Origin of the sequence: Gluconobacter cadivus, from assembly GCF_015244745.1 — a bacterium.
Lineage (GTDB): Bacteria > Pseudomonadota > Alphaproteobacteria > Acetobacterales > Acetobacteraceae > Gluconobacter > Gluconobacter cadivus.
The window spans coordinates 17,590-33,415 of the sequence record NZ_JABCQI010000006.1 but is presented as its reverse complement, the minus strand read 5'-3'; the positions used below and the strand labels follow the sequence as shown (position 1 = coordinate 33,415).

The following is a 15,826-nucleotide window of genomic DNA, read 5'->3' as shown; positions in this document are numbered from 1 at the left end:
GTCAGGCCATCCGGGGACACGGCTCAAGCAATGTGACCGTCAGTGGTCTTTCCAGTCCTGCCGTAAACGTCTCTTTCATGGCCAGGAAATGTGCCGTCTGCTCATGAATTAGAAGCGCGTCGAGACTCTCCCACTGTTCGATAAACACGAGATGCTGCGGGTTGTTTTGGTCACGCTTGCAGTCATAGGAGATATTGGACGGCTCTAAACGCGACGCGATAACGCATGCCGCAACTGCGCCGAGGACGGCATCTTTGTGTTCAGGTCGGATGTAGATTTCGGCAATGATAGTAAGGACATTTGTTGATGGGTCTGACATGCTTTCTCTCCGCCGCCTGACTGTTCTTGTCAGACTAACGCGGAGTGACACTTTCAGCCTAAGACTATAGTGTCGCGTGACACTTTTCTTTCTACTAGTTCGCATGCCTGACGTATGCGCGTCAGCGCTACGGTCAGATTTTTGAAGGATACGGCACCCAGGGCGAGCCTTACGCCTGTTGTTTGAAGGGTGTCGCAACTGGCAAAAGCGCTCGGTGGTGCGATTGAAACACCGAGTGCCTTTGCGTTTTCAGCGACGTTTTCTGCTGTGGATGCATCCATGGGCAGCCAAAGGTGAAAGCCGTCTCCACCCGGTTCTGTCATGCGTTTGCCCAATATATTACGGGCAAGATTCCGTCGTCTTGCGGCTTCGGCACGTAAAGATTGACGGACGCTGCTAGCCGTTCCATCGCTCAACCACTGAGCCATCATCGCATAGGACAGGGGAGCGATCATCAGGGATGATGCAAGCAGTACTGGAAGTGTCTGCGCTGCGAATGCAGCTGGGGGGGCAAGCGCGCCTATGCGCAAACCTGGACTGATGATTTTTGACAGACTGGAAACATGAAAAGTCCGTTCCGGAATGAGCGCCGCGAGAGTGTGGTTTAGCTTGCTCTGTCCAGCATAGACACCATCTTCGATGACCAGAGCATCGAACCGGCGGCATAACTGGGCAATGGCATGTACTCGATCGCTATCCATGCAAGCGGTGGTTGGATTATGCAGGGTGGGCGTTACATACACTAATGCCCGTCCAGTTTGGGGTGACGATAAGGCGGCTTCCAGCCCATCAGGCATCATCCCGCGCGCATCCATGGCAATACTTTGCAAGGTTTTTCCTCCGCGACGCACTGTGTCCAGCATGCCGGGGTAGGTCACCTCTTCGGTTATAATGCTGCCCACATGTGGGCGCGCGACGGTGAACGCCACGCTGAGTGCCTGTTGCGCTCCACCAGTCAGTAACAGATTTTCCGGATCGATTTCGATACCGCAACCTGTCAGCCAGTGCGCCATAATTCGACGGTGTTCGATATGTCCAGCAACAGGTGGATAAACGTTAAAAAGGGCGGCGTCGACGGTACGGGCCAGACGTGACAGGGTGCGAGCGAGTGCTCGGTCACTAAACATGGGCGGGGGCATATTGGTGGACATATCCAGCAAAATCGACCGATCATCCGCCCGTGCTGCAACGAAAGATCCACGCCCATGCTCGGCCCGCACTAATCCGCGTCTTTCAAGAATGGCATAAGCGCGCGTAACGGATCCAATGCCGATGCCCAGACGCCACGCGAGGTCACGGTGTGCTGGCAGTCGATCGCCAACAGACAAAATACCATGGAGTATGTCTGATCCCAGCACGTCGGCTAGACGCTCTGCTGACGATCCGGTTCCGTCTGGGAGACGTGCATTCCAAGGTGACTGGCTTCGCATTGTTTTGCCTAATTAATTTTAGAAAGCTCAATAGTGGGGGAATACCCCGCTCTGGATGGCAGATGGAGGGTGGTTAGGACTATTCTATCGTATCGTCCCGCCCCCGCGAAGCCAGAAGCCAATCGTCAGGGCTACCTGGAGGGTTCGAAAAACCCTCTGGTTTTGAGTCTGTCTCTGTGATTCCATTTCTCCTGCATTGATTGAGGGAGAAGATGAAGCAGGCTGGTTTCTTTGACGTTGAAGAGCGGCTTGCGCGATTGAGCGGGCTTGGTGATCAGCTTGAAGCGTTCTGCCCTGATCTGGAGAAGGCCCTGGCCTATTCAGATGGAAGCAAAGGCGGGCGACGGCCATTTGATCCGGTGCTGATGTTCAAGATCCTGGTGATCCAGACGCTGAACAATCTGTCTGATGAACGGACGGAATATCTCATCAACGACCGGCTGTCGTTCATGCGTTTCCTTGGTCTGGGGCTTTCAGATCGGGTGCCTGATGCCAAAACAATCTGGCTGTTCCGTGAACGCCTGACACAGGCGGGGGCCATTGAAAGACTGTTTGAGCGCTTTGATGCGACCCTGCGGAACGCAGGCTATCTGCCGATGTCGGGTCAGATCCTGGATGCAACGCTGGTGGCTGCTCCAAAGCAGCGCAATACTAATGCCGAGAAGGTAGATCTCCGGGCAGGACGTACCCCCGAAGACTGGCAGGACAAGCCGTCCAAGCTGTCGCACAAGGATCGCCATGCGCGCTGGACGCTGAAGTTCACGAAGGCGAAGCGGCAGGATGATGGAACCATGCCATCCAGCGATCTCGCCATCCCGTTCTTTGGCTACAAATCCCAGGTATCGATAGCGGGGCCGGGTTTGATGCCATGGAGAAAGTCGGAGAAGCGCAGGCTTCGGAGACGTGGTTGTGGATCAGACCCGGTTCCCAGCATGCCGGGAACCGGGTCTATACTCTCAGAGCGAACCAGGCCGGTTCGGGGCTGAAGTCCCTGAGAGATCCGCCGATCGTCTCGTCTTTTGTGAAGCATGAACCCGGTCCGGCCGCGCTGACGGGGCAAGAGTAACAAGATTGTGGCGTCTGCTTTGAGTGAAGTTGATCGGCCACGAATGACACACCTGACTGTGACCGTAGCGTTGGTTCCCTCACCAGAAAGGACCGACCATGACATTCCGTATCATTGGTATTGATCTGGCCATTCGCGGAGATCACCTCGCTCAGATCTATGACGATGGCCGCCCTAATGGCCGTGCAATTCGTTTCAGGCACGATCAGCCCTCACTCGCCGCTTTTGTTCAGACAGCCGTGATGGGGCTGAGAGCGGATGACCACATTCAGGCCATCATGGAGCCAACCGGCATGAGCTGGTTTCCTGTTGCCCACCATCTTGCAGATGCTGGCGTCACCGTGGCTCGTGTCAAGGGAAAACGGGTCAAGGCTCTACGCCGTTACCTTTCCGAACACGCCAAAACGGATATGGCTGATGCCCAGATCCTGGCGGCCATACCGTCATTTGGTGGACCACGTCTTGATCCAGTCCACATTCCGGATCCGCAAAGCCACGCTCTTCAACGTCTAATCAAACAGAGAAGCCGCTTTCAGAACGAGATCGCGGATGCCAGGCGGCGCCTGCTTGATCTCATTCGTTGGGCATCCCCCAGGCTTGAAGCAGTCTTGCCCGACTTAGGAACACGGCTCTCTTTGGCCCTGTTGCAGAAATGGTTTCACCCCTCGGATGTTTTGAAGGCGCGTCGTACGACATTCGCCAAATATGTTGGAGCTCATGCGGGAGGGAACCATCCGCGCAGTGGGCCCTTTGTGGAAACGCTGATCACAGGGTTACGTGAAGCGGCGCAATACGCTCAAGACCTTCATGGGACACACATTGATTTTTCGGAACTACAATTCCAAATCGCGACGGGAATTGAGAATGTTCTGAAGAAAATCCAACCAGTTGAAGATTTTGAGCAGCATATTGCAGATCTCTATAAACACCTCGACCCACAGGCTCTTCTGCTCAGTGTTCCGGGTGTCGGCCGTCATCTCGCGCCAACCCTGATCGGTATCTTGCAGAACATTGAGCGGTTTCATTCCGAAAAACATTTACGGTGGTTCTGTGGCCTGTTTCCCAGGAGGGCTGATAGTGGTGGTGTGGAGCGAGCGGGCCAGACCCTGATCCAGGGTGGCAATAACCGCATCAAACATGCACTTTATCTTGCTGCTGATACGGCACGAAAAACAGATCCTGAACTGGCAGAACTTTATTGGAGGCTGATGACGGCGAAAGGTCATCATCACAAACAGGCTTTATGTGCCGTTGCCAATCGTATTGTGAACCGGATCTTCAGCGTTCTCAAACGAGGAAAGCCTTATGAAGTGCGCGACAGGGAGGGAAACAGCATCACCCTCTGTGAAGCAAAAGCTATCACTCTGGAGCGCTATACTGTCGGAGAAAACAGTAGAGCAGGACGTCGTTCCAATCGGATCGAAAAGAACTCCTGAAACCGGAAAAATTGCTTGCGCTCTCGGTACAAGATCACGTCTCCATCGACCGGAAGTATCGGTTCATCCGGAAATGGAAGACGACGGATGCCGTTGCCAGCGATGGCGCGCGATTGAGAGAGGGGCTGCTGGATAAAACCAATACGGCCTCAAGCGTCTGGGCAGACACGGCCTATCGCTCCAAAGCCAACGAAGACTTCATGGAAAAGCAGGGCTTTGTCTCCAAGGTTCACAGGAAAAAGCCGCATCTCAAACCTATGCCCCGGCATATCCAGAAATCGAATGCCGGAAAGTCTGTGATCCGATCTCGTGTCGAGCATGTCTTTGCCGATCAGAAATCACAGACGGGACTGCTGATCCGAACTGTCGGTATCACCCGGGCCACCATGAGGATCGGGCTCGCCAATATCGTCTATAATATGCGCCGTCTTCTCTTCCTGGAGCGAATCAGCGCGAGCGCGTAGTCATCCAGCAGGGGACAGCCCCTAATCCGTTCAAAACACAAACAGAAAACGCCCCAAAGAACCGTCAATCAGATTGCCAAAACCCAGAAATCACGGGCCAAGCACATCAATCAACGGTTCTTCGATCCCTCCATCTGCATTTCGTGCCCTCTTGACGAGGCAAGCATCTCTTCCAATTTTTCTTTCGCTGGACGCCATCGGGTCCGGCATAGGCTCTGTGAGCCAGACAACTGAAGTCCATGTTGCTTTAATCGGAGGATGTGGATGTCGACACTGAAAGGACTTTATTCCCGCTATCGCCGCTCCTTGCGCACAGCCGCCCGGAGATGGCGCAACCGACTGGAGGGAGGCGTATCATGGTAACGCGCCCCCTTTTTGGAGACGATCCGCTAGCTCCGCGTGTCCTCTCCGTGCTCCGCCGCCTCGGTCATGACGGACGTGGCGTGATGCTGACGTCTCTGGTGGCCCATACCGGTATACCGGGGATCAGACTTCGCTCTACGCTGGAATGCCTGGTCCAGGCGGGCACGGTCACCCCTGCCGGGTGTGATCCTCTGGCTTCTGATCTCGCGTTCCGTGTCCCCATGCGGGCAAGAGCCGCACCGCCAGTTCCGATCGCGGCGTAAGGCACAACCGCGCCGGGTAGATCAGAAACGCCTTCTCCGAGCGGAAGCGCCATCTTTTCTGGAACGACCGCACGAATGAGAGGGTGGAGCGGGGCCTTCCATCGGAGGTCCCGCGTTTCTGCAGATGAAATCAAAAGCAGCGAGAACAGGGAGATGTCGAGTTTTATTCATTTTCTCAACCTGAAGGCGCTTCAGCACTATTGGAATAACCATCCCCCCGTGCCCCGTTCACGGGGGACAATGCGGCCAGTTTGGTCGCACTCCGCGGGAAAGACGGAGCGAGCGGAACAGACAGCCAAGCAACCTCGGCACCTTCGGCAGCGGGAGAGGCCACATGTCGCTGTCGGTCTCATCCTCATGCTGCTGGTCGGAATGGTCTCGCCGACATCAGCTCATGCACCGCAGGGTATGCTGTCGTGCGAGACAGAAAAGCAGCCGGTAAACATTCCATCCATGCCACTGGCCCGCGCCATAGAGATATTGAGCCGGCAGACCGGGTGCCCGGTCCTAATCGACCCGATCCTTATGGACGGCAGGACCTCGGCAGCCGTCAAGGGCGCCTATACGCCTCAGGCCGCCCTCCTGCATCTGTTCGGATCCGTGCATATCGACGTCACCGCCACTGTTTCTGGCTTGAGCGTCAGTCCTCTGGATGCGACGGCTCTGACATCGGGTGACACGCGGTCCGGCCTGAGGAGTGCACCATGACTCTTCATACGGACAGGCCGAACAAAATTATGTCGCTTCCGACCGTTCAGATCAGCACAGAACTGGCGGTCCTGCTTGCCCACTATCTCAGCTACGAGGAAAAAGACCGCGGATACGGCGGCCTCATGCATCGGGCGGCTGACCATCTGATTTACCACCTGGTATCTCGCTGGAGAACCGCGCCAGACCCGGAAGCGACGACCCGACCAACGCCGTGGTCCGAAAACTCCTGCCTGTCGCTGACCGCACGCACATGGCCAAGGCCTTGGGCTAGTCGTTGGGAGACCTCGAAAATCAACTGACATTGGCCTTGCCAAAGGCCGTGCGAGATCATGCCAGAATATTGTCCTGTTGTCTGCCATGCTGGCACCGGATGTAAGCCGGAAGGGCCATGAGCCCTTCCAGAGACTGATTCAGTCCGCAGGGGAGTTCGCATCCACATCCGAGGGATCAAGCGGTTCGACCAGTCCTTTTAACTCTGGATCAGTGGAACTGCTCTAAAAGAAAAACCAGACCCAGGGCGTGGGAACTATAACGCAATTCATAGATGGGAAAACGGCTATGGAAGACCTCTCCATGAAACGTTCCTGGCAGAGCAGGGACTGGTCCCACTTCATCAAGCTGTTCAGGGGCCTGACATTCTACGAGCGTTTTGAACAGGCGATCATTCTGACCCTGATTGCGCTCATCATGCTGGTCACCGCCATCGCGACGATTCATCTGATCGGCGCGGTATGGCATCTGGTCGTCGATGTCGGAATCGATCCGATCAACCAGACGATCTTCCAGGCGATTTTTGGCGCGATCTTTACTGTTATCATCGCCCTTGAATTCAAACACTCCCTGCTGGTCGTTCTTGCCCAGCATGAGAACGTCATCCGGGTACGGACCATCGTCCTGATCGCCCTCCTGGCGATTGCCCGCAAATTCATCCTGCTGGATCTGCATGATGTGACTGCCATGGAACTGTTCGCTCTCTCGGCGGCTGTTCTGGCGCTGGGTGCCGTCTACTGGCTGGTCCGCGAGCAGGATGCGCGTGTCGCGCGCGATGCCAGAGAACAGGCGCATCTTGAAGATAATCCTGCGGCCCGCTGTGAGCCTGAACGGTCTTCATCCTGAAGAATCGAAGTAAAGGCGGTCTATAACGCCGCCTTTACTCAATCCCCACTATGTCTCGTGCGATGAGGACGTCTTCTTCGCCGTCTCTGGCCCTGACGGTGCCAGATGATCTGTGTCGATGGGCCGGAACGGCGGAATGGGTTGTCCGGGAGAGTAGACCGGTCCCTTGTAGTTCTGATCCAACTGGCTTGCGTTCAAGCTGTCGACCAGCATATCACCTGTGCCGTCTTCGTAATGAGTGCGAGCCCCGGTTTCGGGGATTGTGGACGTTCCCTCAGTCGCCCTTGCATCGAACGATGTTGCAGTCGTCCGGACAACATCACCAGCATGTGCGCCCGACTGGCTCAGTAGAGACAAGCTCAGAGCAGCGCACGACAGAGATATTTTCATCCTCTTCATGCTCATGACCTTTCGAGATTCTCCCTCGGCCGGATGAATGGCCGGGGGAGAGTTTTCGTCACGCCATCAGGCTGCCTCTTTCCGCGCCTCAATCTGGGGCACGGCTTCCTCCGCACGTGCTGTAGAGGACGTAATCGCGATACGACGCGGCTTCATCGCTTCGGGTATCTCACGTTTCAGAGTAATGGACAGAAGTCCGTTCTCGAAGTGCGCATCGGTGACTTTCATATGCTCGGCCAGATCGAAGCGGCGTTCGAATTCTCTGCCCGCAATACCCCGATGGAGATATTCGGTGGCGCTTTGCGGCTCCGGCGCCTTTCGACCTGTCACGACAAGAGTATTGCGCTCCTGTGTGATCGTAAGGTCGGCCTCGGCAAGTCCGGCAACCGCCATGTCGATCCGGTAATCATCCTCACCGGTCTTGACGATATCGTAAGGCGGCCAGTTATCGACCGCCGGAATCCGGCTGGCGAGATCAAGGGCGTTGAGCATTCTGTCAAAACCCACGCTCGAACGGAACAGGGGAGCAAAATCAACGGTGGCTCTCATAGCCATATCCTCCTTTGAGCAACATGGACACAAGATCAAAACTGATAGTTCTGTCTGCCGACCCCTTCGGCGGCCGGCAGATTCAATCTGGGCACTCCGTGCATGGTGTCAAGAGGTATCAAAAATGCAGAAAGGCAGGTTTGGGCGTCCTCAATCGTTCGCGTGTTCAGAGTGGACCAGAACAATGCCTGATAGTATCGGATGGAAGTTGCTGGCCGTGGCATTCGCCGCGACCATGCTGATTGCCGCTCCGGCGGAGGCCTGGCCGTGGATTTATGCTGGACCACCCATTGTCGTTCCACCACCAGTCCTGGTCGCGCCGCTAGCTGTCAGTTGGGGTGGGCGGTCTCCTTCAGAAGGCTTATCAACCGCCGGTATGGCACATCAATGCCGCAAGGAGGCCTTCCACCCCATCTGACATGTCTTGTTCTATGATACGTTCTCAGAAGGGGCTGCTTTTATGCAGCCGAGCGGAGAATGCACTCGGGTGGGAGGAAACTCCATCAGCTCATGGTGATTGCGGACTGTCCGCTTAGGAGCTTGGCGAATGGGGGCTTGTATGTCCGGGATGAGGGCGACTACAGCCCGTCTGCTCTGTTGTTGATGAGCCGACAGGCTGTTTAGGGGGGGAAGCGGCAGGTCGGCTATGCACGCAGATATGACAAAAGCGGACACGAAACTTTGTGCTGCGATCTGGTTGCGCTTAATTTGTCTACCTTAGAATAAATCTCCGCGCTATGAAGTGACTAGTTTAATGGTCAGGAGATTCGATGTGCAAACTGTGAATTTGGTGGACGCAAAAGCCCACCTCAGTCGTTTGGTCGATCAGGCCATGCAGGGCGAACCCGTTCGCATTATGCGTCGGGGGAAAATCGTCGCACAAATCGACAAAGTCACATGCAAGCGCAAGCCTGTTGATTTGAACGCTCTGCGCTCGCTTACAGCCAATATGACAGTCCAGGCTGTGTCCGCGCGAGAAATGGTACGGGATATGCGAGACGAGGCACGATATTGAGCGTTTATATCGATACGTCCGTTCTGGTTGCCGCGCTGACCAACGAGGCAGAGACAGACCGGATGCAATCATGGCTTTCCAGTCAGGATCCAGACGAATTATTTATAAGTGATTGGGTCGCGACTGAGTTTTCTTCCGCACTTTCAATCAAACTACGGAGCGGTCAGATCAACGTTGCTGACCGTGCAAATGCGTTAGCCCTCTTTACTCGTCTGTCCGCTGAAAGCTTTCAGATTTTGCCCATAACGACACAGCAGTTCAGGGCAGCGGCGCGTTTTTCTGATCAGTATGCGTTAGGGCTGCGTGCAGGTGATGCCTTACACCTTGCCGTCTGCGCCGATCACGGAGCAACGTTATGCACTCTTGATAGACGCCTCGCTGAGGCAGGTCCTAATATAGGCTTAAAAACAAAGCTACTATAATTTGTCAGGAATGGGGGGGTAGCCGGTTGTGTTGGGATAAGAAGCGTAACCAAAGCCATCCCATCAGGGCAGACAGAACAGAGCCAGCAAAGATGCCCATCTTAGCTGGTGTCACAAGATCTGATCCGGAAAATGCCAAGTTTGCGATAAACAGACTAATCGTGAACCCAATGCCGCATAGCAACGAAAGCCCAAACAGCATCCCCGTCGGCGTTTCAGCCGGAAGCGTGGCGATCTTCAGGCGGGTCGAAAGCATTGTTATACCAAAGATGCCGACCGGTTTGCCAACAATCAGTCCTAATATAATCCCGAGCGGAGCAGCCTCCAGCATCATGTCCGGATGAACGCCAGCTAGTGAAACACCCACGTTCATGAAACCGAACAGCGGTAGAACGACCCAGGTAACGAAAGGGGTCAACGCAGAAGATGTCCGATCAAGTGGCGTAGCTTGTCTGGCATCCATTCCTGAGGTGACTGCTGGAAGGCATAGGCCGGTGATGACTCCAGCAAGCGTCGGGTGCAGGCCGGCATCCAGAAGCGCCACCCATAACAGGACGCAACCGATGCCGTAGCTCCAGAGAGTTCTGATCCCAATCCTGTTCGCGCCGACCAATGCGGCAGTCACGATCACGACCGCGATAAGCCCCGGCCAATACAGAGCGCTCCCATAAAATAGGGCGATCACCACAATCCCCAGCACATCGTCGAAAATGGCAAGCGCCATCAGCCAGGCCCTGGCTCCCGGCGAGACATGCCTTCCAAGAGCAAGGATGATTGGCAACGTAAACGCGGCATCCGTTGCAACAGGAACGGCCCAGCCGCGTGTCGCTTCCGGATGATCGCATGTTACCAGCAGATACGTAAGGGCCGGCACGATCATTCCCCCCAACGCTCCGATAAGCGGAAGGGCGATGCTGCGTAGTGATGAGAGGTGCCCGGAAACAATTTCCTTTTTGATTTCGAGAATGACCACCAGAAAGAATAGGGTCATGAGTCCGTCAGAGACCCATGCATCAATGTTTTCTGGCCCCCGCTCTCCCAAGATGGGTAATTTCATGGGCGTTGTTATCAGGGTGCCGTAACCCGACGCCCATGACGAATTCGCCAGGACAAGACCCAACAGGGATGCCAGCAGGAGAACAGACGCCCCACCTGCGGGAGAGGCCAGAAAACGTCGGATATGCGTTGTGGACGGAACAGAAAATTCGCTCATTCCTCTTTGTTGAATGAGGCAGGCTCCCACACAAGCCTGTAGCGATGCGCTACCTTGTCATAATGTTTCTATTAATGCCCGCTTTCCGGATGGCCGTTTAACGCGGCTGATGTTCGGCGTGTAGGCGTAAGCGGACCTGCTGCTTACGCCCTCATCTCGGACATGCAAAGCGCCGTAGAGAATTTCCAAAAGCAGACATGCTTTCTGTATGCCGTCTAACTACCGCTCATACGCCTGACTATGCATCCCATAATCTCTCAGGAATTCTTATCTGCCTCACCCAATGTCTGCGCCGCGACGATCGACCAGTCCTTTTCTCCATGCCCAGCATCAATGGCTTCTCCCATCTGTCCGAAGATCGCAGCCAGCATTGGCAGTTCACGACCGGTCGCAGCACCCGCTTCTGTCGCAAGCCTCAGATCCTTGAGGCCGAGAGCCGCACGGAAGCCGGGTTCGTAAACCCGGTTCGTGATATTCTTCGAGTAGACCTGATAAGATCGACTGCCAAACAGCGTATTTAGGATCAGATCAAAAAATACCTCGCGTGCGACACCATTAGCCTCTGTCAGCACAACTGCCTCCGCCATCGCCTCAATCGCCATGGTAATCATCATATTACACGCAATCTTAGCCGCATGAGCTCCCCAAGGTTTGTCCCCCATCGGCCAAATACGTTTGCTCAAAACCTCGAATACGGGCACGAGCCTGGCCAAATGTGTTGGATCGCCACCCGTCAGGATCTGCAACGCGCCGTCTGCCGCAACATCCGGCCTGCCAAGAACAGGGCTTGCCACAAATGCCACCCCGGCTTGGTTGTGCAGCGCCGTCAGCTCGCGCGAAAACGCGACCGAAATCGTGGACATCATCACATGGATCACACCTGATTTTGCGCGTGACAGCAAATCTGGATCGACGATTACGGAGCGAACAGCCGTATCATCTGACAATATTGTCAGTACGACATCGCCCTCGAAGGCCTTATCCGGTATTTCCAGCGTGGTCACACCTGCAAGCGTGCGGCCCGAGCGAGTCCAAGCGGAAACGTCATGGCCGTTGCGGACCAGATTGGTGGCCATAGCACGACCCATCGCACCGAGGCCGATAAAGGCTATCTTCATGCTAACGCCTCTGTGTTCGGCGCAAGCCATGCCAGTACTGGAGCCAGTGCTTCGTCAGAGTTTTTCTCGTAAATCAAGCCATGTCCGTTGCCGTGCACGCCATAATCCGGCAGGTGCATCAACTCGGCTGAAGCCCCCGCATTATTCAAAAATGCAGCAGTGGGCAGGCTTGCGGCGGCAAAGTCGCTAGCCTCGGCGGTCACGATCAGGATCGGCAATCCGACCAGAGACGGCAGGCGATACGTACCTGGCTCTGCAGCTTGCAGGACCGTTGCATCGCTCACAGGCGGTTCGAACGCCAGTGGCGCGGCAGCAGCGCCCCACGTCATCGGTCCGATGTTGGGAATGGTCGCAAAAGGCGGCCCCATTGGCTCGATCGCAACGATACCCCGCACGAGATCAGGTCTCCGATCAGCGACCAGCCAGCCATCCGGGCCGGAGGCAGAATGCGTCAGCAGGATCGCAGGGCCAATTTTATCCAAAAGGGCTGCGGTCCGGTCGGCATCCATCGTCTGGGAGACGCACAAATCAGCGGGCAATGGCCCATAACCCGCGATAAAATCGTCCATTGCCGACTCGTTATCCGCAGCAAACGGCCATTGTGTATGGCGCGGATTGGTACCAGGGAAATAGATCTGACGGCCGCCTTCATAGGAAAACGGCGGTCCCATTGCCCCGGTGATGTCCGTATGCAGGGGCGAACGCCCGTGCCCCGGCCGGTCGATCACTAGCACTGCATAACCTGCTTCAACCAGACGCTGCGCCCATCCCGCTCGGCCATCGGGCGTATCGAACCATTCCGTCCCCTGAAACCCGCCCCCATGCATCAAAACGATCGGGTAAGGACGTGTAACGTGTTCGGGTGCCTCCCACTCCACATACATCGGTGCACGCTGATAGGTGCGGCCAGATTGGACCACGCGCTCGCCTGGTATCCAGAAATGGCCTCGGCGAATACTGCGTAGCGGTGCATTCGACCATGGGTGATGAAAATTCATATCAGAACCTCAGAGAGGCAATACGCGCAGGCGCAGTGGTTCAAGATTGGTAAAGCGAGGCACATCCGCCATGACGGCCGCAACTTCCCGACTGCTGAATGCGACCTCGATACTGGCTGAATCGGTAAAGCGGCACTCGCAGATCGCGACAGTTTCGGAAGTGTCCTTCGCTGGGTAGAATGCTGCGAGCGACACAAGCCCATAGGCACCAAAGGCATTCCTCACCAGCGGCAGGTGGCGCTCCACATAGTATACCCGGTCGAAACGATCGGCTGGTGTGCCGCGATAGATCACATATAAGACCGCTTCATTCATGCGCCGAACCCGCCGTCAATCGTGTGCATGGCGCCCGTGATCCCACTCGCATGCGGACCTACGAGATAGGCCACCAAGTGTGCCACATCTTCTGCTGTGCCGTGCCGTTTGAGCGCCATCTCGTCATGCATCGCCTGCACGAGGGGACCGTCATGAGGATTCATGTCGGTGTTCGTCGGACCCGGTTGCACCACGTTAACCGTGATATCACGCGCGCCAAAATCTCGTGCCAGACCACGCGCAAGACCCTGCAATGCCGATTTACTCATTCCATAAGCCGTAAGACCTTCGAACGGCATTCTGTCTCCATGCACAGAACCTATCAGGATAATCCGGCCGCCCTCACTCATCTGACGCGCAGCTTCGACGGATGCGAAATAAGGGCCGCGAATATTGACGTCGATCAGATGGTCTACTGCATCCGGCTCCAGCGTTAGCGGGTCGCCTGGCAACAGAAGGGCGGAATTATAGACCAAAACATCAAGCGGCCCTATCTCGCGCAGGAGGGCAATCGTCGCATCGCGGTCTGAAGCGTCGCTGCGGATCGCGTGTGCGCCAGTACGAGCCGCGACTGCCTCCGCAGCTGTCTGCGATCCAGCCCAGGTGAATGACACGTCGTCGCCTTCTGCAGCAAAGCGCGCGACGATCGCCGCCCCAATTCCACGACTGCCGCCGATGACCAGAATTTTGCGTGTTGCCGAAGCCAACATTAGGAGCTCCTTGAATTTGTTGATTGATCGCTACATAATTCATTAAGCACTAACGTCAAGGATTTTTGAGTGACCGATCATTTATTATCAAAAGGAGCGCGTGGCCGCCCCCGCCGGTTCGATCCAAATGCCGCTCTCATCACCGGGCGCGCATTATTTCACACGCACGGTTATGAAGCGCTTGGTATTGCCGCCATTACCGAGGCACTCGGTATCCGGCCGGCCAGCTTCTATGCTGCGTTTGGGAGCAAGGCCGCCTATTTCGAGCGAATTGCAGAAGCGTATGTGGCCGAAGTTCTGCCGCTGGAGGCCTTCTTTCGTGATGACTGTCCGATTGTCGACAGTATTGCCGAGCTGCTGGGCGAAGCCGCACGCACATACACGACCTGCAGTGATCAAGCAGGGTGCCTGATCCTTGAAGCGTTGCGGGCCGATCGTAGCGGCGAAGGAAGGCGCATCGCTATGCGCGTTGCTCAGATCCGTCGTGAAAAGCTGCAAGCCTTCATCGCCCGCGGGGCACCAGCGGTAGCATTAATCGCAACCGACGTCGTGACGGTGACAATGGCCGGCATGTCGGCTGCTGCGCGAGATGGTGTCAGCTGTGTATGTCTGGAGCAGGTCGCAGCGGTTGCTACGGTCGGCCTACGTTCACTTATCGAGGGAAGCGCGTAGGCAGTTGATCAATAGTGATGATATGGTGATATGTTCGCAATCCCGACTCTACGAACTGATCTCAGGCTGACTTTCATTAAACTGCCTATCTGCTCAGTGATGTAGGAGCAGACAGGCGGCTTACGCCTTCAAAGCGGTCGTTCAGACGGTGTCTGCAACTTCCCAAAATCGGACGCAGCTAAATTTAGGATCTGACAGGCGATGGATTCTGCGTAATGTCGGGCAAACTGTGCATCCCAACCTTGGACTACCGCATTTCTCATTTTCGTCGTGGGCCTTCCTCTCTCTATAGACGGGCGTCGGTCGAAATCCGTGCCGGCAGGGTGAAGACGACATGGAAATACCCGACCGGCAGCAGATCGGCCTCCCGCTCGGCCAGCCATGTCCGCGCGGCGTTCACCTGACAGCGCGGACAGTGACGGTTGCGGCAGCTGTTATAGGCGATCCGCCAGTGTCCGCAGTACCCGCAGGGCGCGACATGCCCACCAGCGGCGCATGTTCCTGATGATATCCGCTTTGCCACCAAACCGGCGCTGGCAACTACGATGATCGGACGTGCGCTGGATGCCGACATATCGTTCGCTTGGGTCGCGGGCGACAGCGTGTATGGTGTCGGCGATTTGGAAATGGCTCTACGCCGCACGGGCAAAGGTTTCGTGCTGGGCGTGAATGCCAACCACTGGTTTTACTCCTGGCGACCTGACGTGATGTGGGTCGCCGAGGCCCGCGAGATTATCAACACCCTGCCTGACGAAGCCTGGGTCCGGTGTTCGGCCGGGCACGGTACCAAGGGCGAGCGATGGTATGACTGGTTGTATTGCCCGATGGCCGATCTCCACGCGTCGGAATATGCTGACACCCTGACCGGAACATGGACCCGAGGCCTGCTGGTCCGCCGCAATCCCGCTGATGGCGATCTGCGCTATTTCATAACCTGGTGCCCCCAGGGGACGCCGCTTGAAACGCTGGCCCGCGTTGAAGGCGCGCGCTGGCGGATCGAGGAAGGCTTTGAGACCGCCAAGAACGAATTTGGCCTTGACCACAACGAGACCCGTTCCTGGCACGGCTGGCACCGCCACGTCTCTCTGGTCATGCTCGCCCACGCCATGATGGCCGCCGTGCGCTCCCAGGCGAACGTCCTTGCGCTCAAAAAAAGACCGCTTCCAACGCGCAAAAGCTTATCCAGTGGTCAATTCAGGAAATCCGTCGCCTCGTCGTGAAAATCACCCAGGCCCAGATCCGGGTCC

At 56.1% G+C, this 15,826-nt stretch carries 18 protein-coding genes and 4 pseudogenes; 12 read left to right on the top strand and 10 right to left on the bottom strand.

Annotated features, from left to right (window positions below; all coding sequences use genetic code 11):
* Window position 1: 1 nt before the first annotated feature.
* A complete protein-coding gene (locus HKD28_RS09565; protein WP_194268038.1) occupies window positions 2-319 on the bottom strand; it encodes a putative quinol monooxygenase in 318 nt (105 codons plus the stop codon).
* 53 nt (window positions 320-372) lie between these two features.
* Window positions 373-1,749, bottom strand: a complete 1,377-nt coding sequence (locus HKD28_RS09560; protein WP_077804073.1) for an aminotransferase-like domain-containing protein — start codon at window positions 1,747-1,749, stop codon at window positions 373-375.
* Window positions 1,750-1,961: 212 nt separating this feature from the next.
* Here HKD28_RS09560 and HKD28_RS09555 point away from each other — a divergent pair.
* From HKD28_RS09555 to HKD28_RS09525, 7 genes and pseudogenes are all read left to right on the top strand, one after another.
* A pseudogene (locus tag HKD28_RS09555) lies at window positions 1,962-2,597 on the top strand (transposase); the annotation flags it as partial.
* A gap of 316 nt (window positions 2,598-2,913) precedes the next feature.
* Window positions 2,914-4,251 carry an IS110 family RNA-guided transposase gene (locus tag HKD28_RS09550; RefSeq protein WP_077804074.1) on the top strand — a complete coding sequence of 446 codons (1,338 nt, stop codon included), beginning with the start codon at window positions 2,914-2,916 and terminating at the stop codon, window positions 4,249-4,251.
* A gap of 29 nt (window positions 4,252-4,280) precedes the next feature.
* Window positions 4,281-4,715, top strand: a pseudogene (locus HKD28_RS09545) (transposase); the annotation flags it as partial.
* Between the two features lie 356 nt (window positions 4,716-5,071).
* Window positions 5,072-5,341 carry a hypothetical protein gene (locus tag HKD28_RS09540; RefSeq protein WP_077804075.1) on the top strand — a complete coding sequence of 90 codons (270 nt, stop codon included), beginning with the start codon at window positions 5,072-5,074 and terminating at the stop codon, window positions 5,339-5,341.
* A gap of 357 nt (window positions 5,342-5,698) precedes the next feature.
* Window positions 5,699-6,049 (top strand): hypothetical protein, encoded by a 351-nt coding sequence (locus tag HKD28_RS15720; protein WP_235993401.1) that lies wholly within the window; start codon window positions 5,699-5,701, stop codon window positions 6,047-6,049.
* Window positions 6,046-6,351: a hypothetical protein gene (locus tag HKD28_RS09530; RefSeq protein WP_233142707.1), complete on the top strand. Its 306-nt coding sequence runs from the start codon at window positions 6,046-6,048 to the stop codon at window positions 6,349-6,351. The genes HKD28_RS15720 and HKD28_RS09530 overlap by 4 nt, the downstream gene beginning before the upstream one ends.
* 259 nt (window positions 6,352-6,610) lie before the next feature.
* Window positions 6,611-7,168: a phosphate-starvation-inducible PsiE family protein gene (locus HKD28_RS09525; RefSeq protein ID WP_077804077.1), complete on the top strand. Its 558-nt coding sequence runs from the start codon at window positions 6,611-6,613 to the stop codon at window positions 7,166-7,168.
* Between the two features lie 48 nt (window positions 7,169-7,216).
* On the opposite strand, the gene HKD28_RS09520 is transcribed toward HKD28_RS09525, so the two are convergent.
* On the bottom strand, window positions 7,217-7,558 hold the full coding sequence (locus HKD28_RS09520) for a hypothetical protein (RefSeq protein WP_099287170.1): 342 nt from the start codon (window positions 7,556-7,558) through the stop codon (window positions 7,217-7,219).
* Between the two features lie 75 nt (window positions 7,559-7,633).
* Window positions 7,634-8,116, bottom strand: a complete 483-nt coding sequence (locus HKD28_RS09515; protein WP_077804079.1) for an Hsp20 family protein — start codon at window positions 8,114-8,116, stop codon at window positions 7,634-7,636.
* Window positions 8,117-8,300: 184 nt separating this feature from the next.
* On the opposite strand from HKD28_RS09515, the gene HKD28_RS09510 reads away from it, so the two are divergent.
* The 3 genes from HKD28_RS09510 (at window position 8,301) to HKD28_RS09500 (ending at window position 9,553) form a co-directional block, all read left to right on the top strand.
* Window positions 8,301-8,534 (top strand): hypothetical protein, encoded by a 234-nt coding sequence (locus HKD28_RS09510; protein WP_167383471.1) that lies wholly within the window; start codon window positions 8,301-8,303, stop codon window positions 8,532-8,534.
* Window positions 8,535-8,870: 336 nt separating this feature from the next.
* Window positions 8,871-9,131: a type II toxin-antitoxin system Phd/YefM family antitoxin gene (locus tag HKD28_RS09505; protein ID WP_207728951.1), complete on the top strand. Its 261-nt coding sequence runs from the start codon at window positions 8,871-8,873 to the stop codon at window positions 9,129-9,131.
* Window positions 9,128-9,553 (top strand): type II toxin-antitoxin system VapC family toxin, encoded by a 426-nt coding sequence (locus HKD28_RS09500; protein WP_077804081.1) that lies wholly within the window; start codon window positions 9,128-9,130, stop codon window positions 9,551-9,553. The genes HKD28_RS09505 and HKD28_RS09500 overlap by 4 nt, the downstream gene beginning before the upstream one ends.
* 4 nt (window positions 9,554-9,557) lie before the next feature.
* Here the strand turns inward: HKD28_RS09500 and nhaA are convergent, their stop codons facing one another.
* The 5 genes from nhaA to bdcA form a co-directional block, all read right to left on the bottom strand.
* On the bottom strand, window positions 9,558-10,766 hold the full coding sequence (nhaA, locus tag HKD28_RS09495) for a Na+/H+ antiporter NhaA (protein WP_077804082.1): 1,209 nt from the start codon (window positions 10,764-10,766) through the stop codon (window positions 9,558-9,560).
* Window positions 10,767-11,023: 257 nt separating this feature from the next.
* Window positions 11,024-11,884, bottom strand: coding sequence for an NAD(P)-dependent oxidoreductase (locus HKD28_RS09490; protein WP_077804083.1), 861 nt, complete (start codon window positions 11,882-11,884; stop codon window positions 11,024-11,026).
* Window positions 11,881-12,804: an alpha/beta hydrolase gene (locus HKD28_RS09485; protein ID WP_198945561.1), complete on the bottom strand. Its 924-nt coding sequence runs from the start codon at window positions 12,802-12,804 to the stop codon at window positions 11,881-11,883. Before HKD28_RS09485 ends, HKD28_RS09490 begins: the two co-directional genes overlap by 4 nt.
* A gap of 87 nt (window positions 12,805-12,891) precedes the next feature.
* Complete coding sequence (locus tag HKD28_RS09480) at window positions 12,892-13,197, bottom strand: EthD family reductase (protein WP_077804085.1); 306 nt, start codon at window positions 13,195-13,197, stop codon at window positions 12,892-12,894.
* Window positions 13,194-13,907 carry an SDR family oxidoreductase gene (gene bdcA, locus HKD28_RS09475; protein ID WP_077804086.1) on the bottom strand — a complete coding sequence of 238 codons (714 nt, stop codon included), beginning with the start codon at window positions 13,905-13,907 and terminating at the stop codon, window positions 13,194-13,196. Before bdcA ends, HKD28_RS09480 begins: the two co-directional genes overlap by 4 nt.
* 69 nt (window positions 13,908-13,976) lie before the next feature.
* Here bdcA and HKD28_RS09470 point away from each other — a divergent pair, with 69 nt between their 5' ends.
* Window positions 13,977-14,579: a TetR/AcrR family transcriptional regulator gene (locus HKD28_RS09470; RefSeq protein ID WP_077804087.1), complete on the top strand. Its 603-nt coding sequence runs from the start codon at window positions 13,977-13,979 to the stop codon at window positions 14,577-14,579.
* A gap of 304 nt (window positions 14,580-14,883) precedes the next feature.
* Here HKD28_RS09470 and HKD28_RS09465 read toward each other — a convergent pair.
* Window positions 14,884-15,078, bottom strand: a pseudogene (locus tag HKD28_RS09465) (transposase zinc-binding domain-containing protein); the annotation flags it as partial.
* Between HKD28_RS09465 and HKD28_RS09460 the strand changes: the two are divergent.
* Window positions 15,068-15,799: pseudogene (locus tag HKD28_RS09460) on the top strand (IS701 family transposase); the annotation flags it as partial. The pseudogenes HKD28_RS09465 and HKD28_RS09460 sit on opposite strands and share 11 nt — an antisense overlap.
* Window positions 15,800-15,826 lie beyond the last annotated feature (27 nt).